This window comes from Clostridium sp. AM27-28, from assembly GCF_003480955.1.
Taxonomy (GTDB): Bacteria; Bacillota; Clostridia; order Lachnospirales; family Lachnospiraceae; genus Otoolea; species Otoolea fessa.
Genome location: NZ_QUJT01000001.1, coordinates 388,141 through 410,028, shown reverse-complemented (window position 1 = coordinate 410,028; position 21,888 = coordinate 388,141). Strand labels below are relative to the sequence as shown.

General features: G+C 47.1%; 26 protein-coding genes and 1 pseudogene. 13 read left to right on the top strand and 14 right to left on the bottom strand.

From position 1 onward, the window contains the following. Nucleotides 1–21: 21 nt before the first annotated feature. The 4 genes from DW720_RS02050 to DW720_RS02035 all read left to right on the top strand — a co-directional run bounded on the left by DW720_RS02050 (nt 22) and on the right by DW720_RS02035 (nt 2,531). A complete protein-coding gene (locus DW720_RS02050; protein ID WP_107000738.1) occupies nt 22–465 on the top strand; it encodes an Rrf2 family transcriptional regulator in 444 nt (147 codons plus the stop codon). Between the two features lie 244 nt (nt 466–709). Continuing rightward, nucleotides 710–1,072 (top strand): CGGC domain-containing protein, encoded by a 363-nt coding sequence (locus tag DW720_RS02045; protein WP_107000739.1) that lies wholly within the window; start codon nt 710–712, stop codon nt 1,070–1,072. Nucleotides 1,073–1,125: 53 nt separating this feature from the next. Next, a complete protein-coding gene (locus tag DW720_RS02040) occupies nt 1,126–1,512 on the top strand; it encodes a metalloregulator ArsR/SmtB family transcription factor (protein ID WP_118538464.1) in 387 nt (128 codons plus the stop codon). Next, the gene (locus DW720_RS02035) at nt 1,509–2,531 is read left to right on the top strand and encodes an AraC family transcriptional regulator (RefSeq protein WP_118749196.1); all 1,023 of its coding nucleotides are present in this window, start codon (nt 1,509–1,511) and stop codon (nt 2,529–2,531) included. The genes DW720_RS02040 and DW720_RS02035 overlap by 4 nt, the downstream gene beginning before the upstream one ends. A gap of 126 nt (nt 2,532–2,657) precedes the next feature. Here DW720_RS02035 and DW720_RS02030 read toward each other — a convergent pair whose 3' ends face one another. From DW720_RS02030 to DW720_RS02025, 3 genes are all read right to left on the bottom strand, one after another. Next, entirely contained in the window at nt 2,658–3,251 is a 594-nt protein-coding gene (locus tag DW720_RS02030; protein WP_107001009.1) for a sugar O-acetyltransferase, read from the bottom strand. An 83-nt stretch (nt 3,252–3,334) separates the two neighbouring features. After that, nucleotides 3,335–3,445 (bottom strand): DUF2200 domain-containing protein, encoded by a 111-nt coding sequence (locus tag DW720_RS15860; protein ID WP_147353120.1) that lies wholly within the window; start codon nt 3,443–3,445, stop codon nt 3,335–3,337. Between the two features lie 142 nt (nt 3,446–3,587). After that, nucleotides 3,588–3,983 (bottom strand): pyridoxamine 5'-phosphate oxidase family protein, encoded by a 396-nt coding sequence (locus DW720_RS02025; protein ID WP_118481843.1) that lies wholly within the window; start codon nt 3,981–3,983, stop codon nt 3,588–3,590. Between the two features lie 119 nt (nt 3,984–4,102). Here DW720_RS02025 and DW720_RS02020 point away from each other — a divergent pair, with 119 nt between their 5' ends. After that, on the top strand, nt 4,103–4,441 hold the full coding sequence (locus DW720_RS02020) for a helix-turn-helix domain-containing protein (RefSeq protein WP_107000743.1): 339 nt from the start codon (nt 4,103–4,105) through the stop codon (nt 4,439–4,441). A 411-nt stretch (nt 4,442–4,852) separates the two neighbouring features. Here DW720_RS02020 and DW720_RS02015 read toward each other — a convergent pair whose 3' ends face one another. After that, nucleotides 4,853–5,167, bottom strand: coding sequence for a hypothetical protein (locus DW720_RS02015; protein ID WP_333489793.1), 315 nt, complete (start codon nt 5,165–5,167; stop codon nt 4,853–4,855). Between the two features lie 12 nt (nt 5,168–5,179). Beyond that, nucleotides 5,180–5,443: a hypothetical protein gene (locus DW720_RS02010; protein ID WP_333489792.1), complete on the bottom strand. Its 264-nt coding sequence runs from the start codon at nt 5,441–5,443 to the stop codon at nt 5,180–5,182. Between the two features lie 324 nt (nt 5,444–5,767). Between DW720_RS02010 and DW720_RS02005 the strand changes: the two genes are divergently transcribed. Beyond that, a complete protein-coding gene (locus tag DW720_RS02005) occupies nt 5,768–7,528 on the top strand; it encodes a diguanylate cyclase (protein WP_118749241.1) in 1,761 nt (586 codons plus the stop codon). Between the two features lie 370 nt (nt 7,529–7,898). Beyond that, nucleotides 7,899–8,189, top strand: coding sequence for a hypothetical protein (locus tag DW720_RS02000; protein ID WP_182436504.1), 291 nt, complete (start codon nt 7,899–7,901; stop codon nt 8,187–8,189). Here DW720_RS02000 and DW720_RS01995 read toward each other — a convergent pair. Both DW720_RS01995 and DW720_RS01990 read right to left on the bottom strand, forming a co-directional pair. Further along, the gene (locus DW720_RS01995) at nt 8,175–9,326 is read right to left on the bottom strand and encodes a HAMP domain-containing sensor histidine kinase (protein WP_118749195.1); all 1,152 of its coding nucleotides are present in this window, start codon (nt 9,324–9,326) and stop codon (nt 8,175–8,177) included. The two genes, DW720_RS02000 and DW720_RS01995, sit on opposite strands and share 15 nt — an antisense overlap. After that, nucleotides 9,323–10,000: a response regulator transcription factor gene (locus DW720_RS01990; RefSeq protein WP_074925768.1), complete on the bottom strand. Its 678-nt coding sequence runs from the start codon at nt 9,998–10,000 to the stop codon at nt 9,323–9,325. The genes DW720_RS01995 and DW720_RS01990 overlap by 4 nt, the downstream gene beginning before the upstream one ends. Nucleotides 10,001–10,147: 147 nt before the next feature. On the opposite strand from DW720_RS01990, the gene DW720_RS15665 reads away from it, so the two are divergent. From DW720_RS15665 to DW720_RS01975, 4 genes and pseudogenes are all read left to right on the top strand, one after another. Beyond that, nucleotides 10,148–10,294 carry a CD1871A family CXXC motif-containing protein gene (locus DW720_RS15665; RefSeq protein WP_181357199.1) on the top strand — a complete coding sequence of 49 codons (147 nt, stop codon included), beginning with the start codon at nt 10,148–10,150 and terminating at the stop codon, nt 10,292–10,294. Between the two features lie 25 nt (nt 10,295–10,319). Further along, a complete protein-coding gene (locus DW720_RS01985) occupies nt 10,320–11,213 on the top strand; it encodes a 4Fe-4S binding protein (RefSeq protein ID WP_182436508.1) in 894 nt (297 codons plus the stop codon). A gap of 11 nt (nt 11,214–11,224) precedes the next feature. Beyond that, the gene (locus DW720_RS01980) at nt 11,225–12,175 is read left to right on the top strand and encodes a TlpA disulfide reductase family protein (RefSeq protein ID WP_182436507.1); all 951 of its coding nucleotides are present in this window, start codon (nt 11,225–11,227) and stop codon (nt 12,173–12,175) included. A gap of 89 nt (nt 12,176–12,264) precedes the next feature. Beyond that, nucleotides 12,265–12,506: pseudogene (locus DW720_RS01975) on the top strand (peptide-methionine (R)-S-oxide reductase); the annotation flags it as partial. 336 nt (nt 12,507–12,842) lie between these two features. Here DW720_RS01975 and DW720_RS01965 read toward each other — a convergent pair. Together DW720_RS01965 and DW720_RS01960 are read right to left on the bottom strand one after the other, a co-directional pair. Then, entirely contained in the window at nt 12,843–12,995 is a 153-nt protein-coding gene (locus tag DW720_RS01965; protein WP_243099684.1) for a hypothetical protein, read from the bottom strand. A gap of 196 nt (nt 12,996–13,191) precedes the next feature. Continuing rightward, the gene (locus DW720_RS01960) at nt 13,192–14,508 is read right to left on the bottom strand and encodes a hemolysin family protein (RefSeq protein ID WP_107000749.1); all 1,317 of its coding nucleotides are present in this window, start codon (nt 14,506–14,508) and stop codon (nt 13,192–13,194) included. Nucleotides 14,509–15,144: 636 nt separating this feature from the next. Here DW720_RS01960 and DW720_RS15660 point away from each other — a divergent pair. Next, a complete protein-coding gene (locus tag DW720_RS15660; protein WP_182436503.1) occupies nt 15,145–16,527 on the top strand; it encodes a helix-turn-helix transcriptional regulator in 1,383 nt (460 codons plus the stop codon). 26 nt (nt 16,528–16,553) lie between these two features. After that, nucleotides 16,554–17,219 carry a type I restriction-modification system subunit M N-terminal domain-containing protein gene (locus DW720_RS16175; RefSeq protein ID WP_347560688.1) on the top strand — a complete coding sequence of 222 codons (666 nt, stop codon included), beginning with the start codon at nt 16,554–16,556 and terminating at the stop codon, nt 17,217–17,219. Nucleotides 17,220–17,740: 521 nt separating this feature from the next. Here DW720_RS16175 and DW720_RS15855 read toward each other — a convergent pair. The 5 genes from DW720_RS15855 to DW720_RS01915 all read right to left on the bottom strand — a co-directional run bounded on the left by DW720_RS15855 (nt 17,741) and on the right by DW720_RS01915 (nt 21,888). Beyond that, entirely contained in the window at nt 17,741–17,902 is a 162-nt protein-coding gene (locus DW720_RS15855) for a hypothetical protein (RefSeq protein ID WP_227589447.1), read from the bottom strand. A 294-nt stretch (nt 17,903–18,196) separates the two neighbouring features. Next, the gene (gene trxB, locus DW720_RS01930; RefSeq protein ID WP_117796825.1) at nt 18,197–19,126 is read right to left on the bottom strand and encodes a thioredoxin-disulfide reductase; all 930 of its coding nucleotides are present in this window, start codon (nt 19,124–19,126) and stop codon (nt 18,197–18,199) included. A 14-nt stretch (nt 19,127–19,140) separates the two neighbouring features. Further along, nucleotides 19,141–19,464: a thioredoxin family protein gene (locus DW720_RS01925; RefSeq protein ID WP_107000750.1), complete on the bottom strand. Its 324-nt coding sequence runs from the start codon at nt 19,462–19,464 to the stop codon at nt 19,141–19,143. 161 nt (nt 19,465–19,625) lie between these two features. Then, nucleotides 19,626–20,807 carry an MBL fold metallo-hydrolase gene (locus DW720_RS01920; RefSeq protein WP_117470959.1) on the bottom strand — a complete coding sequence of 394 codons (1,182 nt, stop codon included), beginning with the start codon at nt 20,805–20,807 and terminating at the stop codon, nt 19,626–19,628. A gap of 37 nt (nt 20,808–20,844) precedes the next feature. Next, complete coding sequence (locus DW720_RS01915; protein WP_117796824.1) at nt 20,845–21,888, bottom strand: ribonucleotide-diphosphate reductase subunit beta; 1,044 nt, start codon at nt 21,886–21,888, stop codon at nt 20,845–20,847.

Genomic DNA, 21,888 nt, shown 5'->3' with positions numbered 1-21,888 from the left:
AGCAAAAAAGGAGATCCGTCCATGAAATATCCAACCCGCCTTAGCGATGCTGTTCACATTCTGACTTTTATCGCTCTGTACCCAGACTGCGACCTAACCAGTAACAAGCTGGCAGAGAGCATTCAGACGAATCCTGCCTATGTGCGCCAGCTCATGTCCTCCTTGCGGAAGGGAGGACTGCTGGTCAGCGTGAAGGGACATCCCCGACCCGCTCTGGCTCGTGAGCCGGAGAAAATCACTCTGCTGGATGCCTATCGGGCCGTAGAGGGCAACAAGCCCCTGCTCCATCAGGACATCCACACCAACCCCGCTTGTGGCGTGGGTGTAAATATCCAACTGGTGCTGCGGGATTTTTACTTGGACATTCAAAAAACAGCGGAACAAAGAATGCAAGAAATTACACTGAAAGATGTACTGGAACAATATCACATGAAGTTAGAAGGGACGCTCTTGCAGCGTTTATGATGGATTGATTTTCAGAAACTCTTCCATTTGGGACAAAAATTCTTCTGAACGGGAAATACAGAACCTCCTTGCGGAGCTATACTGAGAACCGGAGAGGCCTATAACCCGTATTTTGTGAATGATTAAAGAGGATCGCTACTACGAGGACATTTCCATCCAGCTGTTGGAAAATCTGGTTACATAATAATAGACAATGGACCGGCCAAATCTGAATGGCAGGCCCTAAATTAAGGAGGAAACTAATATGAAACTTGGCATTATTCGTTGTATGCAGACAGAGGATTACTGCCCCGGAAGCCGGGATTTTCGGACAATCCGAGAGAGAAAAGGCGCTTTTATGGGAGAGGATGATATTCAGTTAGTGGGCTTCATCAACTGCGGTGGCTGCCCCGGAAAAAAAGCGGTGCTGCGGGCCCGTTCTCTGGTAGAACAGGGCGCTGACACCATTGCTTTTGCTTCTTGCATCAGCAAAGGGACTCCCATTGGTTACCCCTGTCCTTTTGCTAAGCGTATGCGGGAGCTGGTGCAGAAAGAGGTAGGCGATGGTGTCCGTATCTTGGATTACACCCATGACGCTGGCCCTGAACCAGAAACATCTCAAAAGTAAAGTTTCTTTTCTCTCCGGTCTATGATAAGATAGACTTCAAGGAGGAGTGCTAAATGATTCAGAACCACTTACCCCACGACCACGGACAAACTATCGAGCATGAACTGGAATATATGCCCAGCGTAGAAAACTTTCAAACCGTAGCTGATATTTTCAAGCAGCTGGGAGATGGCAGCCGTATTCGCATTTTTTGGCTGCTTTGCCACTGTGAGGAATGTGTTATCAATCTTTCAGCCATGGTAAATATGAGCAGTCCTGCAGTTTCTCACCATCTCAAGCAGTTGAAATCAGCGGGTCTGATCGTTAGCCGCCGGGACGGGAAAGAGGTCTATTATAAAGCGGCTGATACCGAGCAGGCCCGAAATTTCCATCACATGATTGAGTGGCTTGTAAAAATCGCCTGTCCGTCGCAAGTAGAAAAACAAAAAGGAACGCCATGAAAAAAGAAGAATCCAAAGTTATCGCTCAAAAACTTCAAAAGATCCCAAACGGCACCCTCGCCTTGAAGCATTGCCGGGCTGGTGGAACGGGTACTACACTCTTTGGAGAACAGTTTCGAGCGGTTACCGCTGGAAAAGGGTGTATGGAGGCATATGAAACTTTTCCTGGAATAGAGGTATCCTTCAATGTTTTTCTTGCTTCAGAGGTCAGGTTTCGGCATGATGCTTCGGATTCTGTTTTAGAAATTTACTATTGTCGCAGTGGTCGCGTGGGTTGGAATATGCACGGCGGTACTGCCGTCTATTTAGGTACAGGTGATGTGACAGCACACAGTATGGCCTGCTGCGCGGATTCCGCCATGATGTTTCCCCTAGGATATTCAGAGGGAATTTCCATTTCCGTGGATCTGAAACAGCTCTCTTCCATTTGCCCGGAAGTTTTAAAGAATGCCGGTGTGGAAGCAGACCAGTTACAGAATCGATTTTGCTCCGGAAAGCCATCCGCAATCCCGTCTTGTTCCGATTTAGAGCATATTTTTGCCCCACTCTTTTCTGCTCCTGTGTCCGTTCGAATTTCCCTCTTGAAATTGAAGGTGCTGGAAATTTTGATTTATTTGAGCAACATGAAATCGGAGCATAAAGAATTGACTCAATACTTCTCCCAGCAAACCGAATTGATAAAAGAAATTCATCAACAGTTGACAGAGCACTTGGATCAACGATTTACGATTGCAGAACTTTCCAAACAGTATTTGATAAATACCTCCACTCTAAAAGAGATATTCAAGGCAGTCTACGGTCAGCCTATCGCCACCTATATGAAGGAATTTCGAGTGCGTCAGGCTATGAAATTATTACGGGAAACAAATGACACTATCGCGGATATTGCTTCCCAGGTAGGCTACCAAACTCAGGGAAAGTTTTCAAGCGCTTTTCAGTCTATCGTCAAAATGTCACCCAGAGAATACAGGAAAATCCAGGGTATAGCTCCATTGGATTCCTTTAGCAAAACACTGTAATGAAAAATCCCGAATTGTCATTCCCAGTATACCATGCCTTCTCCCCGCAGAAAAGCATGGCGAAAAACAAAAATGTCCCCGGAGAGCTTGTGCGTATGTTTTTTCAGCGTTTCTGATCTGAATTTCTCAGAACAGAATATCCTCCGGCTTGAACTTATCTTTTTCGGTAATGGGGCGGATCACCTTGCAGGGCACCCCTACTGCGATGACACCGGCGGGAATGTCATGGGTGACGACGCTTCCCGCCCCGATAACCGAGCCTGCCCCGATGGTAACGCCGCCGCAGACGGTGGAATTTGCACCGATCCAGACGTTTTCCTCCAGCGTAATAGGTGCTGAGGTTCCAATGCCGTGGCTGCGCTGCTCCGGGTCGATGGCATGACCGGAGCAGGCAAGGCATACGCCGGGGGCAATAAAGGCACCTGCTCCGATGTTTACCGGAGAGGTATCCAGAATGACACAGTTATAGTTGATGACCGCCAAGCCGTGGGTATGGATGTTGAAGCCATAGTCACAGTGGAAATCCGGTTGAATGCCGGTCATGGGAGAGCAGGTGCCCAGCAGGGTCTGCAGGATGCTACGCCGCTTTTCCTGTTCGTTGGGAGCAGTGCGGTTGTACTCCCAGCACAGTTGCTTTGCACGGTTCTGTTCCTCCGTGGGGGTGTTTTCATAGCCGCTTACGTAGGCGGCAGGGCGTTTCATAATATCCAGAGCGTTCATCGTGTTTGTCCTTTCCATACAATGTTTCCTCAAGGATTATACCACATTCTCTGTCGGTGTGTAATAGGCTGCTTTCCCCTCCCTCATTTGTTTGTCCGCTTGATCTTCTCCATCACTTTGCCCTTAGCCAGCTCATCCACTAGCATGGGATATATTTTTGCAAATGGCATAGCATATACTTTTTCAGTTTCCATTTTCGTCCCTCCCTCAGGTGCGTCTATGTGCAGCGTATACCACTCTTCCGGATAATAAAGAATGTGTGCCGCCGCCCACAGCGCCAAACATCAGCCGGGGAATTTCCAGTCTGACAAACCGTAATGTACATTACTCAAAATTTTACAGATTGATAACCTTCGGTTCTTCTGTGAATGAATAAATAGTTGCGATGACACTTTCAAAAACGAATACCGTCATCAAATTGTCATCAACCGTATACATAGACTGGAGAGCATTTTTATTTGCTTCCATCATGGCTACACGAGCTTCACGGCGAGTATCTTCTTTTACTGCACCTTTCACACGAATCCAAGTACCTTTGTTCATTCCACACATTTCAACTTTTCCATTTACTTTCATCTGGTTGTAAACATCTTTTTTATTATTCGTTACAATATAAAGTTTTCCTTCAAATTCACATACAGCACCAAATGGGCGTACATGTGGCTGGTCTCCTTCTACCGTGGCAAGATAAAAAGTTCCGCATTCCTGCAAATATTTTACTACGTCATTCATTTCAAAATCCTCCTGAAAACAAATTGTATTTTTATTTTTTATGCGTATAATTATATATCATAGGAGAAAACAAACAAGTACGATATTTTACGATACTGGTATCAGAAAGGAACGTATATATGGAAAAGAAAAATCTATTTGGGCTTTGCCCGTATGTGACTTCGCAAAAAGTTTTAACAGGTAAATGGTCTATGTATATTATGTATTTGTTAACAGATGGCCCCATCCGGTTTAATGAATTACAAAGAAAAATGCCAGAAGAAATGACACATACAACGCTATCAAGACAGCTGAAAAAGTTGGAAGAAGAAGGCTTGATTGAACGCATAGAATATCAGCAGATTCCACCAAAAGTAGAATACAAATTAAGTGATATTGGAGAAAAATTCAGGAAAGTACTGAAGGAGTTGGAAATATGGGGAAACGAGTATATTCAATATTTAAACGATAAAGAATGATGAAATATTCTCCTACGAATATGGGTAGCATATAAGCTATTCAGTTTTCAAGGAACATCCGTTTTCGCGTTGGCCTCGTAGGCGCGCTTTGGTTGTCCTTGCAGGACTACCTACGGTTCGTTTTGACTTTTTTAGTGTCCTATGCAGTCGGATTGGGGCAAAAAAATACCCCGTTGGTTTCCCAACGAGGCATCGAAGACGATTCTATTCTGTTTTCTGTAAACTGGTAACCGTTTATCTCCTGGTGACCATTTGAGTCACGGCCAATGTATTAAAAAAGCAAAGCTCATCTCAGCAAATCAGACAAGCTGTATTCTCCTTTGGGGATATTTGCTGTTCTGCGATACTCTTTTATGGCTTTCACCAAGAGCTGTGGGTTACTGAAATACTGCTTCACAAAATCATACGACTTCACATCATGCATCCGAAGATTTGTTTTACAAAATTCGCTTGTTTTTTTCCAGAACGCTTAAACTGATCATATGCTTTACTCAATCGAAATTCCTCTCTGCGAGAATCCAAAATCCGTATCACAGAAATCTGCTCATCAAATCCTTTCCGTAAGTATCGCTCCTCAAATCGTTTAGCACTTCTGCAACGGATAACACATTCTTCCAACATTTCTTCTCTTTTGAAAATCAGAAGATCATTATCAACCAGTATGTCGATAATAGCTTCTTCGGCAGATCCTTCACATATACACGCCTTATATTTTGCTAATTCCATTCTGCTGCCTCCTTAATTGATTGAAGCAGCCAGGCTTTTCTTCAAGCGCATATACGCTTCATATGCTGGCGTTGTTCCCTCAAGGAAACCGCTCTGATAGGCATCACTCTTTTTAATATCATTACGTTTCAATATATGGCTCAAATTTTCTGCTGTAATGCCATTACGGTTTCTTACAATACAAATTCCGTCATTTCGGTCATATTCATCCAGCAGTTCCGGATAATGCGTAGTGAAAATAAGCGTTCCGCCATTCTTGTTCAGTCGGCTGTCCATAAATAAACGTAACCGCCATGTTGAATTCCAAAAGAAAAGATGCCATAAAAACAAGCAATCCAACAATCAAACTGTACTTTTTTTATTTGTTTAGGAGCACTGCTTCTTTTTTCCATTGTACGCAAGGAAAACGTTATCAGTACACTGGAAAAACGTTCTATAACTTTTTTGGCAAGATTTATTCCATTTTTTTACTTCCGTGATATAATGCTTAATTATAAAAACATCAGTCAGAAACCCAACTCCCACTGAGACAAATTTGCTATTACTCACCACCTGAAGAGGTGGGAGTCTTCTCGACTGAGATAAAACGAGGTGAATCAGGTGAAAAAAAAGACACTTGTGCCTCTTCTCGTTTTTTTAATGGGCATATGCCTTGTTAGTTTAGTCGTATACAACACAGATACTCATGAAAAAGAGCAGAGACGCACAACAGCACAATTAAATGCAACAACCTATGGAGAACGTATAGAGAATGAGATTATAAATGGAATAGAGATTACAGATGTTCTGAAACAGCTTTTGATCAGCGGAACTGGAGAAATCAATCAATTTGACACAATTGCAAAAAATATTATGTCGGATTCTGTTGAAAGCATACAGCTTGCTCCGGCTGGTATTGTAACGGATATTTATCCGGCCGATGGAAATGAGGCAGGTAAGATTGATCTGATTCATGATAAAGAACGTGGTGAAATTTCCATATATGCAAGAGATCATCATACAATCGTTACACAGGGACCTTTTGAATTGAAACAGGGTGGATATGGAATTGCTGTCCGCAATCCTATTTATCTGAAAGATGAAAACGGGCAGGAATATTTTTGGGGATTTACCATTGTTATCCTTCGTGTTCCGGATATTTTTTCAGATGCGACAAGTGCACTTTCGAAATTTGGATATGAATATAGTCTTTCAAAAACGGATAATCCATGGAGTGATAATTATAAAGTTGTTTATCAGTCAGATCGTCAATTAACGAATCCGGTTTCCTATGACTTTACGATAGGAACGGAGAACTGGAAGTTTGAAGTAATGCCTGAAAATGGCTGGGGAAACAATACATTAATAGCAGTAATCAGTGTTTTCTTTATTGCGATTACCATGCTTTTGGTAACTCTTACCCGGATGTGGCTGGTATCAAAAGAAAATAAAAACAAATTTCAAATACTGGCACACACAGATTCTCTTACAGGTATTTACAATCGCTATGGATTCGATGAACTGGCAGAAAAGATGATTAATAAAAATCCGAAAGCGAAATTTGTGGCTGTACTTCTTGATATTGATGATTTTAAATTTATTAATGATATCTATGGACATGTTTACGGAGACAAAGCATTAAGGAGTCTGGCAGACAGTATGAAAGCTTTTTTCCCGTCTGATGCGTTACTAGGAAGAAATGGTGGAGATGAGTTCTGTATTCTTTTAAAAAATTATTCCTACGAGGATGTAAAAGAGAAGCTACAGCAATTCACTATGGCTCCAAAGACATTTTCATATAAGGGAAAAGAATATCCATTTTATATTTCTCTTGGATATTCGGAATATCCGACATTTGCGTCTAACCGTTCACAGCTTATGCGCTGTGCAGATGCAGCCCTTTACGAAATAAAACTTCATGGAAAAAATGGCTGCATGGCTTATAGGGAAGGACTTGAATTAAGGGTTCGTAAACAACTGGGATTTGCATTTAGGGATATCTCCGAGCACCTTCCAGGAGCATTTATCATATACAGAGCAGACAAAGAAGATGATGAACTCTTTTATGCAAATCAGGAGTTTCTTCATATGGCCGGATATAAAGATATGGATGAACTATTCAGACTTACAAAGAAAAGTTTCAGCAACCTGATACGGGAAGATGAGAAGAAGAAGATAGAAGCAAGCATTTGGAAACAGATTGATAATGGCAATGGAAATGACTATATCCACTTTCATTTACGAAGAGCGGATGGATCGTATCTGTCTGTGCTTGACCATGGGAGAATTGTTGAGAGCCAGCAATATGGCAAAGTATTTTATGTATTGTTCATGGACTGGGAGGATATGAAAAGTCATTACAGTGAAAAATTTTCCGGATAATCGAAGGAAATATTGTAAAAAATATTGTTGTAAATAGAAAAATCCTGCTCATATTCATATATTGAACAGGATTTTTTTTAAATCGCATGTGGAGCTTCTATTTTATTTGCCAAGGTATGATCTGTTTTCGCCAGTGAATTAAGCAATGCCCGCATCTTTGGATCCAGATTCTTTTTCTCATAAAATGCTTCTTCAAAACCCATGATAACTTAGAGGATGACACTCATCAAGGTATCCACCAAGTTAGCCACCAAGATTCTACGCCGTCAGCAGTTATACTGCTCCTAATAAAATTGTGTTAATAGGGTTATTTAAATACAACAGGTCAGCATGAGCAAAAAGTGGGATTCCAAGCCCGCGCTGGACGAGCATGGTTGCCGTGGAGCGTGAGGACTTTGACCGACTTTCCACTCTGGCAAAGAAGTACGTTACAGCAGAGAAAAAGGAATCCAAACTGCAAAAGGCGGTGGATGCGGCAAACAAGCTAATTGCAAAACTCAGGGCTGAGATTGACAGTTTGAAACAGGAAATTTCTGATTATAAGTCTGTCCACAGCAAGCTCCGTGCGGCGGAATTGGAGCGTGAAAATACGGAGAGGGACGCCGCAGGGCGGCAAGCGAAGCAGCGAAAAACGAATAAAAGGGTTTTAGGGCTTCGTTGATTGTTGCGTTGGCAACCCCACCGCAATGGTAGTGCCCTTCTCCGAACTTTTCTCCACCCAAACGGAGCCGCCGTGGAGGTCGGCGATCTCCCATACCAGTGAGAGACCCAGTCCTGCGCCACCGTATTCCCGGCTGCGAGACTTGTCCACCCGGAAGAAGGGCTGGAAGATACTGCGCTGATACACCTCCGGGATGCCGCAGCCGGTGTCGGAGACGCGGAGCAGGAGCTTTTCCCACTCCTGAGTGACAGAAACCCGTACCGATCCGCCCGGCCGGTTGTACTTGACAGCATTCTCCGTCAGGTTGAAGATCAGCCGGTAAATCAGTGCATCGCTGCCGGTCATAATGCCGTCGCCCTCCGCCGTCAGCGTGACGCCGAGCTTATCTGAGAGCGGCGCAAGATCTGTGAAGATCTCCTCGATCATGGGAGCGAGCTGGATCCGCTCGTTCCGCGCCACCTGCTGCAGATTGCTCATCTCCAGCAGTGTCCTGGTCATCTGTATCAGCCGTTCCGTCTGCTCACGCAAAAGCGTGAGGAACTCCGCCGTCTCCGGTCGCACATCAGGATGCTCCGCGGAAAACAGCTCCAACTGCGCCTGCATTAGTGCCAGTGGCGTGCGCAGCTCGTGGGCGGCGTTGCCGGTGAACTGCCGCTGGGCAGAAAAGGCGTTGTTCAGCCGCTCCAGCATCTGGTTGAACGAGCGGCTCAGCTGCCGGAACTCCGAAATAGCATCTTCATCGATCCTCATATCGGCAAGATTGTTCAGCTGCACCTGCTCCACCTGCGAGGTAAAGCTGCGCAGGGGCTTGAGAGCGCGTCCGCTGACGAAATAGGCGAGGATGCCGCTGAGCAGCGTTATCGCCGCCGTGATGTACCAGTTGGTGGTGCGGAAGCGCCCCTGCACCCCATCGACAATGATCGTCAGATCCTCGTCAGGGGCCATGAGCTGTGGGTCAAAGCTCGCCGCTCCGCCATCATTCAGGATAACCGTGCCGCCGCCTTGTAAGTTGTCCGCAATGGTGTCCATATAATACACACCGGAGGAGCACAGCAGCAGATTCATGGCCACGCAGGTAACACCGATGAGCAGGACGGACATCAGCGTGATGCGCCACTGCAGGGAAAGCCGCTTCATTCCTCCTCACCTCCCATCAGATAGCCCTCGCCGATGCGGTTGCGGATGGGGTCATAGCCCAGCACGGCGCGGAGTTTTTTGCGCAGGGCGGAGATGTGGACGCGAATGGAATTGCTGAAGCTGTCCACGCTATTGTCCCAAACGTGATCCATCAGCTCCTCCTGACTTACTGGCCTTCCTTGATGCACCATCAGGTATTCCAGGATTCCTGTTTCCTTCCGGGTGAGCGTCAGCGTCTGCCCGTTGACGGTGGCGGTACGGGAGCGGGTGTCAAAGGTCAGGCCTCCGCAGCTTAGCAGCACATCCTGCTGAGTAAACTGCCGCAATGTCAGGCTGCGGATGCGGGCCTCCAGCTCGGCGAGGTGGAAGGGCTTCGCCAGATAGTCGTTCGCCCCGGCGTCCAGCCCCTGCACCTTGTCCTCCACTTCGCTGCGGGCGGAGAGGATCAGCACCCGCGTCTCCCGGTCGGTCTGCCGCAGGGTGCGCAGCACCGTCATGCCGTCCTTTTTCGGCAGATTCAGATCAAGAAGCACCAGATCGTATCGTTCCACGCCCAGAAGCGCCAGCGCTTTTTCCCCGTCATAGCAGTAGTCCACGCTGTAGGCCAGCCGCCGCAGGCTGCGGACGATGGTCTCGCACAGGGCGCGTTCATCTTCAATTACTAAAAGGTGCATGAGAGCCCTCCTTTTTATTTCTTCGTTTTTGTGTTGCTTTCATTATAGCAAAAACAGATAAGGTTTGTGTTAAGTTTTCGTTCTTAACAGAGACTTTAACTCTCCCGCGCTATGATGGGGACAGAAAATCGGAAAGGGTGATGAAAAATGAGCTGCGAGAAAAAGGCAGCGGCGCAGATCGTGCTGCTGATGGCCGGAGCCGCCATGCTGTGCTTCGGTGTCTGGCGGGGCGAGGCGGCGACAGTGCTGAGCAAAGCAATCAAATTATGTCTGGAGTGTGTGGGCATTGGGTAAAAAGTTTTCAGGCGTTTCACAGACCATGTCCCGCTTCCGGGGCTGGATTCAGGCGGGGGCGACGCTGCTGACCAACCTACATCTGCCGAACTTTCTCAAGGGCGGACTGTATCAGGGGGCGGGGAAGACCGTCTGCGTGCCGGGGCTGAACTGCTACTCCTGTCCGTCGGCGTCCGGGGCCTGCCCCATTGGGGCGTTTCAGGCGGTGGTGGGGTCTTCCAAGTTCAGCTTCTCCTACTATATCATAGGCTTCCTCATTCTGCTGGGCGTACTGCTGGGGCGCTTTATCTGCGGCTTTCTATGCCCCTTCGGCTGGTTTCAGGAGCTGCTGCACAAAATCCCCACTAAAAAGCTTTCCACAAAGAGGCTGAAGCCGCTGACATACCTGAAATACGCTGTCCTGCTGGTGATGGTTTTCCTGCTACCGGCATTCCTTGTGAACGATGTTGGCATGGGAGACCCGTTCTTCTGCAAATACCTCTGCCCCCAAGGCGTGCTGGAGGGAGCCATCCCGCTGTCCCTTGCCAATTCCGGCATCCGGGCGGCGCTGGGCAAGCTGTTTACATGGAAATTCAGCATCCTGCTGTCGGTGATTGCGCTGAGCGTACTGTTCTACCGACCGTTCTGCAAGTGGCTCTGCCCGCTGGGCGCGTTCTACGCGCTGTTCAACCGGGTGTCCCTCTTCCAGATGAAGGTGGATAAGAATAAGTGCGTTTCCTGCGGGAAATGCGCCAGAGCCTGCAAGATGGATGTGGATGTGACGAAAACGCCCAACCATACCGAGTGCATCCGCTGCGGAATGTGCATCCGCGCCTGTCCGACGAAAGCCGTGTACTTCCGCTACGGCTTCGGAGACGGTAAAGATAAGGCAAAAGCAGCGGAAACACTACAGACAAACAACACTAACAGGGAGGAATAAAACGAATGAAGATGAATAAGACGAATACTGCCGGCAGAATTCTGGCTCTGCTGCTTACTGCACTGATGGTGCTCTCTCTGGCAGCCTGCGCCACAAAGGGCGGAGACAAAATGGACGGAATGAGTAGCGAACCGAAGAATGCCGAGGAAGCGGTCGCCATGCACAAGGAGCTGATGGCGCAGGAAAATGCCATTCTCTCGGAGAACACAGCGCTTTGGGAAAAAGTTTTCATAGCGGCCGACAAGGGCATGACCATGCAGGAGGACGGCAAAAACTATGGTGAGTTCTTGTTGGACACCATCGAAAGTTCCAAAGATCAGTTTACGGAGGATGAGCTGAAGCTGCTCAAGGAGGCGGCAGAGAAGATCCGCGAGATTGAAAACAAGCTGACCATGATAGAGAAAAAGTACCCCGAGGCGGCACAGCAATCTACGGATGGCGCTATGAGCGTGCCCGCGGGCAGCGACATGACCACGCCGCCTGATGACGGCAGCATGCAGAAATTCCCCGTCTTTGAGGGCAAGGACCTGGATGGCAACACGGTGAAGAGCGACGAGCTGTTCTCCGCCAACGCCGTCACCGTGGTGAATTTCTGGTTCACCACCTGCAATCCCTGCGTAGGCGAGCTTTCCGAGCTGGATGCGCTGAACAAGGAACTGGCGGAGAAGGGCGGCTCCCTCATCGGCGTCAACACCTTCACGCTGGACGGCGACGAAACGGCAATTTCCGAGGCGAAGGATGTGCTTGCCAAGAAGGGCGCCACCTATCAGAATGTGTATTTTGACTCCGACGGTGAGGCGGGAAAGTTTACCACCAACATCTTTGCCTATCCCACCACCTATGTGGTCGACCGCAGCGGCAATATCGTGGGTGAACCCATCGTAGGCGCCATCACGGAAAAGAAGCAGGCGGAGACGCTGCAAAAGCTCATCGACCAGGCTCTTGCCGCCGATATGGGCTGACAAACGAATTTATCTTCTCCGAAAGGAGGGATACACCATGTATCGGAGAGTATTGCCGCTTCTGCTCACCGCGGTACTGCTGCTGAGCGGCTTTCACAAAGCCCATTGAAGAGCCTGCCGTGGTGGAACTGGAGGACCTGAGCCACGGCATGCGCCGTACAGAGGTCAGAAGCCGTGCCGGAGATTCTCACCTTGGTCATGTGTTCACTGGCGATCCGGAGTCCCCAATGGCGTGCGCTACTGTATCAACAGTGCGGCTCTGCGCTTTGTGCCTTACGCAAAGATGAAAGCAGAGGGTTATGGATATCTTCTGTATCTGTTCGAGGAATGAGTTCGCAAAATACTGTTATGTTTCTTAATATTTTTGCTATCAACATGTTCTCCTGCGGCCTTACGATCTGTCAAATCCATCCATGCTTTTGCCTTAAATGGAATCAAATATGCCGCATCCAAGACAGTCACTCCGTGCTTAAACTCTACGTCCTCATAGGTAACCTTGACTCCAAGAACTTTATCGAGATATTCCATGTCATCACCTGCATTCTTAACTCTTTTTCTGTATTATAACTTTTTTTGAGTTAAGATACAATATTTGAGTTAAGAGCAGTCAAAGATCAACATTATAAAAAATCATTTTCAAAGAAAAAAGCCCGGTGCAGCATGAGCATTACACCCACACTGCACCGGACATTCCATCATCGACTGCTTTGTCTATTTTCTTCTTCCTGCCGCACTTCCTGCTCATGCAGCTGCTCTTTTTCTGCTCGTCCTCTTTCAGGTTTTCCTGCATAATCTTCTGCGCCACAAGCCAATACTGCATTTCCGATTTGGTCTTGCGGTACTCTGCATGTGTTCGTCCGTCAACGGCAAAATTGGACTTCATGGATTAAACAAATGTGTGTCTCCCTCTTTTTTATCGCAACATCATTCTATCCCTGTTGTATTTGAAAATGTATATGTACTCTTCTGATATATCCCCTTGTTTCTAAAATAATTTTCAAATGCATTTCAAAATTTTATTCTAAAATTTCTATAATTGCATGTTCAACTTGATGTTCTTTTATTTTGTCAATGATTATATGCATATTTTCTATTTCTAATTCTATTTTTGTATCCCCATCCTTTGGTACCATACCAAATTTTTGAAATACAAATCCAGTAAATGTGTCACAATCTTCTGCTGTAAATGTAACACCTATAGCGTCTTCAATATCACTTAATCGTATATTTCCTTTCACTTCCCACTTGTTATCGCTTATTCTTATAATAACAGTTTCTTCTTCCGACGATATTGGTTCAATATCGTTTAAATCGCCAACAATTTCTTCTAATAAATCAAAAAGAGTTACTATTCCAACCACTCCACCATGCTCATCTAATACAATCGCCATAGATTGCTTCGATTGTTTCATATTTTTAAAAAGCACATCTGCTTTTGTAGTTTCCATAACAAAGTATGGTGCAGAAATTGCAGAATCTATAACCATATCCTTACTTTTTTCTTTTAATCTAAAATAGTCTTTTGCATTTAAAATACCAATAACATGATCTATCGAATCTCCACAGACGGGATAAAGGGTATGTCGTGTATTGTGGATCGTTTCATCCCACTCCTTCACATCATCAGACATCCATAATATTGTCACATCTGTTCGATGTGTAGCAATCGTACCAGCCATAATATCATTAAATTCAAAAACATTTTGAATAAACTCTTTTTCTTGATGATCTATTGTTCCTTTTTCACTTCCCGCATCAACAAGCATACGTATTTCTTCTTCACCTACTTGATCTTCCGCTTCATTTGGATCAATACCACAAATCCTCAAGACAATATTTGTTGATATTGAAAGAAATGAAACGATTGGCTTAAATAGGATAGAGATTCCCGTAACCAATCCTGAAATCCCCATTGCCAGTTCTTCAGATTTTTTCATTGCGATTCTCTTTGGAACTAATTCGCCAAAAACCAACGTGAAATATGATAAAATCAATGTAATCAATATAACAGCTATGGTATCTAAAGTAGAACGTGGAATATTCACACCCATCCCAACAACCCAATCAACTAAAGGTTCTGAGAAATTATCTGCTGCAAAAGCACTTCCTAAAAATCCCGACAATGTGATTGCAACCTGAATTGTCGCAAGAAATCGTGCCGGCTCTTGCGTTAATCGTACTAATCTCTTTGCCCGACCATTACCTTGTTCTGCCATTCGTTCTAGCTTTGTTTCATTCATTGATAAAACAGCGATCTCTGCACTCGCAAAAATCGCGTTTAATATAATTAAAATAATCTGCACTACTAAAAGAATAAAAATTGATGTACTCATAAATAAAACCTTTCTACAATAAAATTATCTAAATATCACACTTACTTAAAAGCAACAAAAGACATGGTCTATGTTCCGAATACATAGTCCATGCCTTGCGATATATAAATAAAAATTCTATTGAATTGGTTCGCTTCAGAATCATTATCACTTTCGTCCATGTTAAATATTCCTCCTCTCAAATAGTATTGTAGTACAGTATAACAAAAAGACCTAACATAATCAATTCGAAAAAAGCAAAAGTGTGTTAAATTTATGTAAAACATAAAATCCGATTATTTTTAATTTCTTTGGGAAATTCAATTTTCTTTATCATCACTTAACATCATTTTAAAGTAAAAAGCAAGCCATTTTCAGACTTGCTTTCCACCATATCATCTTCCTTATTGATAAATCATTTCTTTATTCACAATCTCCCTTGCACATGCTTGTATATCACTCATTCTCGTCTAAAACCTCTTTCTTTGTGCGTCTATGCTTTCCCTGCTCATCATAAAACATATTTCGGGTAGCAACCTTTACTTCGGGTTGTTCCAACATTTTCCGTTCACTAAATACCAGATGAATATGATAATTCGTCTTTGCAATGGTATTTTCAATCACACATCGTTGTGTCAATTTTACCAAGGAAGGCTTTTGCCCCAGGTCACGATACCTTTTAAGGAAAAGCCCACAAGTAATCTGCCCGGTGACAATCTGAGGTATTACAGACAGAGAAAGTCTCTGACTACCAGACAGCTTGCAGAGCAAATAGATGTTGTACCCGCAACTATCCTGATGTATGAACGAAATAAGCACCCGATCAAAGATTTTGAACATAACCCTATTTCTGATCAGTTGCTGGAAAGTATGGAAGCCAGCAAAAAAATAGCAGATAGTTTAGCGCCCATTCTGGAGCAAGAGGAAAAACTCAAGCGAATCGCAGAAGGTGCTACTGCACACATCCCCAATTTTGAGATTCCGACGCTTGCGTTGGATGCAATTTCAGAACCTTCGCCAGCTATGAAAGCGATTGCTGAACAGAGTAAAGCTATGAAGTTGGCTACCAGCGTAGGTACTGCAATAGATGCCCTACAACACAGTAGTACCATCCAGACTTTAGGAGAACTTGCAATAGTCGCTAATGTCCCCAACTATACTTTCAAGAATCCGCTGCTTGAACAAGCCAATTTAGGGATGACGGCGATGCTCCAGTCTTTCAATAATAGTGCGGTAAAACTACTTGCGGATTCTGTTCATGGAATTATAAGCTCCTTTGGGTCTGCACTTACAGCGACAATTCATTCGCCTGTGATGGATTGGCTTCAGAGCATTGACATCTCTCCAATGCGCTCTGTGTTGGAGAATCTTGCACTGGAACCGGATATTCTTGGGAGATACAAGAAGTTCAATCAAGCGTACTTGACGGCTATGTATGAATGCAAATGGTTCCCCTACGCTGGCTGGGCAACGGATATTACCATGACAGCGGAAATATCGGACATCCTGGCAACAAGCCGAGGTGCAAGTAAGCGACGAGAAAAGCGTATCGACAAGGTCATTCTCGACTATTACGACAAGAATGAAATCAAATTCATCAAGCGAATATGGAGAGAATCTGATTTAGAACCACATATCAAACGAATTCTGGGACAGGCTCTTGAAGCACATCTCCGTGGTGAATATGCCCTGTGTATTTCCAGCTTGGCAACTATGTGGGAGGGCTTAATCTACATAAAGGCAAACAATGCTACCATGCAGGATCGTCACCGGCAAAGGATGGCGATCACTAAAAAAGAACTGGAAGATCTGATCGAGGCAAACGACTACGACAAGATCTTCAGCGATTATTTTAATACCTTCATTGTTTCTCAGTGCAATAAGGTTGATGATGTGGTTGATGGTGTGCCGAACCGGCATGGCGTTTCTCACAGCTGGTATCACAGCTATCCGAGCAAAAAAGCTTCTCTGAATGCTATTTTGCTTACCGACTTCATAATTGGTCTGGAGCCACTTGAAGGCACCCAGGCCAGTGCATAAAGAAAATACGAATCGAGGTACACACGATGTCTAACGATAAAATCCAAGCGGTAGGAGTAAATATTGCAGAAAAAGCAACGATGATCTGGAATGTGGCAGATATGCTCCGTGGCCCCTTTAAGCCCCATGAGTACAGACTTGTAATCCTTCCTATGACCGTGGTTAAACGTTTCCACGACTGTCTGCTTCCCACCCACGAAGCAGTCTTGGCACAGTATGAAAAGGTCAAGAAGCTGGCCGTCATTGATGGCTTTCTGACCAAGGCTTCCGGTTATCAGTTCTACAATACCAGCAAGTTCACATTTGAAAAGCTGCTGGCTGACCCGGATAACATCGAAGCCAACTTCCGGGACTATCTGGCTGGGTTCTCTCCCAATGTCCAGGATGTTCTGTCCAAATTCGATTTTGACAACATCATCAAGAGAAACAGTATGAATGTCATAATCGGATCAGTTGGCATATCCCATTATTTCGGATGTGTTAGCCCTGTCTATTATGTTTTCAAGGAAACAGAAGATGCTGATTTAAGGTTTATTAGTTACATCTTTAGCACTGTAGGTTTTCAGAAAGAGCTGCGGAAATATGCCAAGGGTATTATGGAAATTCGTTTAAGAATATCCGTATCAGATACACTTAGACGGGTTGTGCCATTACCAAAACTGGAAGAACAAGCCTGCCAGGTATCATGCTGATACAGCACCCAGCAGTGCTTTCTGAAAATATGGTTTCTCTGTACTTTTTCTTATCACCCCAGAGATGTAGGATTTCTCACAGGCGGCAGTGTGCTTCACTGCTCCATTGGAATTTAACCATCCCGCCTTCCTTATGGCCGGACCGCGAATTACGGAAGTATCATTGTCCCTGTCTGGCTTTAGCACCGCCGCCGGTTGCAATCCGGCATTTGCTTCTGCGAAACCGCTATCGCCCCGATGGGCTTCATGGCGTGCAGTCGATGGCTCGACCAAACAGGAATGTACCTGAAGAATGAGTATTCAGTTTTCAAGGGACATCCGGACTTTCGTCCTTACAAAGTAAGTTTAACAAGAATCCTCCGGTTTCGCGTTGGCCTCGTAGGCGCACTTTGGTTGTCCTTGCAGGACTACATATGGTTTGTTTTGATTTTTTCAGTGTCCTATGCAGTCGGATTGGGGCAAAAAAAATACCTCGTTGGTTTCCCAACGAGGCATCGAAGACGATTCTATCTCATACGACTTCACATCATGCATCCGAAGATTTCTTTTACAAAATTCGCTTGTTTTTTTCCAGAACGCTTAAACTGATCATATGCTCCTTCTGCATGAATAATCAGCATTTCAATTTCTGGAGCAGTAATGACATTTACCACGTCAATTTTCTGCTCATATGCTTTACTCAATCGAAATTCCTCTCTGCGAGAATCCAAAATCCGTATCACAGAAATCTGCTCATCGAATCCTTTCCGTAAGTACTATGCATAAAAGCACAGCCGCAGAGTACATCTGTGGCTGTGTTTTGTGTTCAGTTGCTCACTGTTGCGTGGACTGGATATGGAGAGACAACATATCTCCCGATCTTACATGGGTGATCTTATCTGCCATCACTCTGGCAGTTTTCCTTGCAGATATGTCGGCATCCCCACTGCGGTCGTATCCGGCCTGACCTTAAACATGGCTTTTTCAATCTACCTTCCTTATCGGTTTTCCGCGATATATTTCTCCGCCATGTGGACTGCCACCGCGCCGTCCGCCACGGCGGTGACCACCTGACGGAGGGGCTTCGTCCGCACGTCGCCCACGGCGTAAACGCCGGGAATACTGGTTTCCGTGGTCTCTCCGGCCACGATATAGCCGCCGCCGTCCAGCGCCAGTTGACCCACCGCCAGCGCCGTGGCGGGCTGTCGGCCCACGCTGACAAATACGCCGTCGCAGTCCACCACGCTTTCCTCACCGGTGACGGTGTCCCGCAGGCGTACGCCGGTCAGCCTGTCCCCGGAAAGCAGCGCGGAAACGGTGCTGTTCCAGCGGAATTCCACATTTTCGGTCTGTTCCAGTGGCTCGTGATAGATCTTGGTGGCCCGCAGGGTGTCTCTGCGGTGGACGAGGATCACCTTTTTCGCCACGCGGCTGAGAAGGAGGGCATCTGCCGCGGCGGAATTGCCGCCGCCCACCACGACCACCGTTTTGTCCTTGTAAAACATCCCATCGCAGGCGGCGCAGTAGGCCACGCCCCGGCCCAACAGCTCCGTCTCTCCGGCAACGCCCAGCGTTCTGGGGTCTGCGCCGGTGGCCAGCACCACGGTTTTCCCCCGGAAGATCCCCTCGCTGGTCTCCACGAGCTTGGGAACCGCCGTCAGATCCATGCGGAGAACTTCCGCGTATTCGCTGCGTGCCCCAAAACGCTCCGCCTGCTTTTGCATCTTCTCCGCCAGAGAGAAGCCGTCGATCCCGTTCTCAAAGCCGGGGTAGTTGTCGATCTGCTCGGTCAGGGCCATCTGCCCGCCAGCAGACAGCTTTTCCAGCACGACGGTGTCCAGCCCCGCCCGGGCCGCGTACAGGGCGGCGGTGTAGCCGCCCGGGCCGCCGCCCACCACGAGCATATCATAAACATGATTGTTGTTCATATCTGAATCCTCCGTTATTTCGCCAAGGCTTCCTGAATGAAGCGGTCGATCTCTGCCTTTGAGCCGGGCGCGGTGATGGAATCCACGGCCTTTCCGTTCCGGTACAGCACCAGAGTTGGGATGACCTCGATCCCCTCGGCCCCCGCCAGCCGCGGCTCCTCGTCAATATTGATCTTGCTGACAACGAGGCTGTCCGCGTATTCCTCTCCAATCTTCTCATACGCAGGGCCGATCCTCCGGCAATAGCCGCACCAGGGCGCCCAGAAATCCACCAAAACGGGCTTTTCGCCCCGGGTCGCCTGCTCAAACTGCTCCTGATTCATATTCATAGCTGCCATATCTGTCAGCTCCTTTCTTTTGTTTGGGTATTCTCAAGACTCCGTTCTCGCCCCACACCACATCGTGACCTCAACCTGAGATGACGGTACTCTGCCCTTGGGACATAAAGCAGATGAGTAAGACCATCATCTGTACGAGAATAGCTGCGGTTTGTTGCAGCTTATTCCGCGCAGAGCTCCGCCACAAGAGCGTCCATCTGCGCTTCGCTGGTTTGGTTCAGTGCGCCGCGCAGCGATACCTCCGTTTCACACAGTCGGAGTTCCTTCATCTTTTCCAACTCGGCGCGCATCAGCCGCGCGGCAGCAGGGGCCCATGAGCCGTTTTCCATGAGGCCGATCCGGCGGTTTCGGAATCCCTTTGTCTGTAAATGATCCAAAAAGGCCTTCATGGGCGGGAACAGTCCTCCGTCATAAGTGGAGCAGGCCAACACCAGTTTCCCGCAGTAGAACGCACTGGCAACAGCGTAGGAAAGATCTGTCACAGTGAGATCACATATGCTGACCTGCACGCCTTTTTTCTCTAATTTACCCTTGAGGGTCTTCGCCGCATGGGCAGTATTTCCATGGATGGATGCGTGGGCAATCAGTATGCTCTCCGATTCTTCTGGTTCCCATTGTGACCAGAGATCATAGAGCCGCAGACACTCCTCCAGCCCTTCTGTAAGCACGGGACCATGGAGCGGGCAGATCGTTTGGATCTCCAGCGCGGAGGTCTTTTTCAGCAGAGCCTGCACCTGTGCGCCATATTTCCCGATAATATTGTAATAATACCGTCGGGCCTGCGGCACCCAGGGGGCACGGGCAGTCCGTTCCAGTGAGCCAAAGCGTCCGAAGGCATCCGCCGAGAACAGGATTTTTTCCGTTTCCTCATACGCCGTCATCACCTCCGGCCAGTGTACCATCGGTGCCAGCAGGAAGCGCAGCCGGTGTGAGCCCAGAGAGATCGTGCTGCCCTCGCCAACCTCCAGCATACGGTCTTCCGACAATGCACCCGTGCCAAAGAACTGCTTGATCAGGGTAAATGTTTTCGCGTTTCCCACGATCTTCATCTCCGGGTACTCTTGCGCTATCCGCATGAGGCTGCCGGAATGATCCGGCTCCATGTGTGTGACCACAAGATAATCGGGGTTGCGCCCCCCCAACACCTGCGCTACATTGGAAAGCCATTCCTCCGCCGCCCGTGCGTCCACGCTGTCCATCACGGCGATTTTCTCGTCCAGAATGACATAGGAGTTGTAGCTCACTCCCATAGGCTGGACGGGGTACTGGTTTTCAAAGAGTGCCAATGTGTTATCATCCACCCCTACATAGCGGATGGCATCTGTTACCGTTCGGATATCCATATAAAAAATACCTCCTATTCTGATGTCTTTGGTTTTCTTATAAATCGTCTATCAGTGCGGTGCTCTTGGCGTAGGCGGTACTGCGTGCCTCAAAGAAATCGGTCTTGACCATATTGGCGTCAGCGTACTGGCTGACCCATTCCATGCTCTCCGGTTCGCTCTCAAAGCCCGGATACAATGCCGGATAGCCAAGGCTCGTCCAGCGAAGATTCCCGAGATAGCGGATGTAATCGCTAATCATCTGCCGGTTCAACCCCGGGATGTCGTCGCCGATCACATAATGCCCCCATGCGATCTCCTGCTCCACGCCCTCACGCATCATCTCGCGCAGCGCTTGTACGCTCTCGGCGGTGAACAACTCCGGCTGCTCCTTTTGCAGCTCCGTGATGATATTGCGGAACAGCCACAAGTGCGTGTTCTCGTCGCGGTTTATATAGCGGATCTCCTGCGCCGAGCCGGGCATCTTCCCGTTTCGGGAGAGATTGTAGAAGAACATAAAGCCGCTATAAAAATAGATGCCCTCCAAAATATAGTTCGCCATCATCACGCGCAGCAGCGTGGGAGCGTCCTTCCGCTCCTGAAACTCGTTGTAGCAGTCCCCAATGAAGGTGTTGCGGCGCAGCAGATGCTCGTCCGTTTTCCATTGGTAGAGGATGTCATTGCGCTCCACGGGGGAACAGATGGTGTCGAGCATATAGCTGTAGCTCTGTGAGTGGACACACTCCTGAAACGCCTGAATGGACAGGCAGAGATTGACCTCGTTGGCTGTAATGTAGGCGCCGATATTAGGCAGGTTCGCTGTCTGAATGGAATCCAAAAAGACAAGAAAACTCAGAATTTTATCGTAGGCGCTGCGCTCGGCTGACAGCAGGCGGGGATAGTCCTTCACATCCTGCGAGAGATTGATCTCCTCAGGGATCCAAAAGTTGTTCATGGCCTGCCGGTACCAGTCGCTGACCCAAGCGTACTTCATATTGTTGAAGTCGTTGAGGTTGGTGGTATTGCCGCCGATCATGCGCCGCAGGCGCACATCAAGGTCGCCCTCCGGGTTAAAGAGGGGCTTTTTCTTCAGTTCCATCAT

Excerpts from the sequence above, each read along its gene's own strand:
- DW720_RS02050 (WP_107000738.1), top strand. The coding sequence starts at position 22 with ATGAAATATCCAACCCGCCTTAGCGATGCTGTTCACATTCTGACTTTT.
- DW720_RS02000 (WP_182436504.1), top strand. The coding sequence starts at position 7,899 with ATGGTTGCCGTGGAGCGTGAGGACTTTGACCGACTTTCCACTCTGGCA.
- DW720_RS02040 (WP_118538464.1), top strand. The coding sequence starts at position 1,126 with ATGATTCAGAACCACTTACCCCACGACCACGGACAAACTATCGAGCAT.
- DW720_RS02010 (WP_333489792.1), bottom strand. The coding sequence starts at position 5,443 with ATGGACAGCCGACTGAACAAGAATGGCGGAACGCTTATTTTCACTACG.
- DW720_RS02025 (WP_118481843.1), bottom strand. The coding sequence starts at position 3,983 with ATGAATGACGTAGTAAAATATTTGCAGGAATGCGGAACTTTTTATCTT.
- DW720_RS01995 (WP_118749195.1), bottom strand. The coding sequence starts at position 9,326 with ATGAAGCGGCTTTCCCTGCAGTGGCGCATCACGCTGATGTCCGTCCTG.
- DW720_RS15860 (WP_147353120.1), bottom strand. The coding sequence starts at position 3,445 with ATGGAAACTGAAAAAGTATATGCTATGCCATTTGCAAAAATATATCCC.
- DW720_RS02030 (WP_107001009.1), bottom strand. The coding sequence starts at position 3,251 with ATGAACGCTCTGGATATTATGAAACGCCCTGCCGCCTACGTAAGCGGC.
- trxB (WP_117796825.1), bottom strand. The coding sequence starts at position 19,126 with ATGAACAACAATCATGTTTATGATATGCTCGTGGTGGGCGGCGGCCCG.
- DW720_RS01985 (WP_182436508.1), top strand. The coding sequence starts at position 10,320 with ATGTCCCGCTTCCGGGGCTGGATTCAGGCGGGGGCGACGCTGCTGACC.
- DW720_RS01915 (WP_117796824.1), bottom strand. The coding sequence starts at position 21,888 with ATGATGGAACTGAAGAAAAAGCCCCTCTTTAACCCGGAGGGCGACCTT.
- DW720_RS02015 (WP_333489793.1), bottom strand. The coding sequence starts at position 5,167 with ATGGAATTAGCAAAATATAAGGCGTGTATATGTGAAGGATCTGCCGAA.
- DW720_RS01965 (WP_243099684.1), bottom strand. The coding sequence starts at position 12,995 with ATGCAGTATTGGCTTGTGGCGCAGAAGATTATGCAGGAAAACCTGAAA.
- DW720_RS02035 (WP_118749196.1), top strand. The coding sequence starts at position 1,509 with ATGAAAAAAGAAGAATCCAAAGTTATCGCTCAAAAACTTCAAAAGATC.
- DW720_RS02020 (WP_107000743.1), top strand. The coding sequence starts at position 4,103 with ATGGAAAAGAAAAATCTATTTGGGCTTTGCCCGTATGTGACTTCGCAA.
- DW720_RS01990 (WP_074925768.1), bottom strand. The coding sequence starts at position 10,000 with ATGCACCTTTTAGTAATTGAAGATGAACGCGCCCTGTGCGAGACCATC.
- DW720_RS02045 (WP_107000739.1), top strand. The coding sequence starts at position 710 with ATGAAACTTGGCATTATTCGTTGTATGCAGACAGAGGATTACTGCCCC.
- DW720_RS01920 (WP_117470959.1), bottom strand. The coding sequence starts at position 20,807 with ATGGATATCCGAACGGTAACAGATGCCATCCGCTATGTAGGGGTGGAT.
- DW720_RS01960 (WP_107000749.1), bottom strand. The coding sequence starts at position 14,508 with ATGAGTACATCAATTTTTATTCTTTTAGTAGTGCAGATTATTTTAATT.
- DW720_RS01980 (WP_182436507.1), top strand. The coding sequence starts at position 11,225 with ATGAATAAGACGAATACTGCCGGCAGAATTCTGGCTCTGCTGCTTACT.
- DW720_RS15665 (WP_181357199.1), top strand. The coding sequence starts at position 10,148 with ATGAGCTGCGAGAAAAAGGCAGCGGCGCAGATCGTGCTGCTGATGGCC.
- DW720_RS16175 (WP_347560688.1), top strand. The coding sequence starts at position 16,554 with ATGTCTAACGATAAAATCCAAGCGGTAGGAGTAAATATTGCAGAAAAA.
- DW720_RS01925 (WP_107000750.1), bottom strand. The coding sequence starts at position 19,464 with ATGGCAGCTATGAATATGAATCAGGAGCAGTTTGAGCAGGCGACCCGG.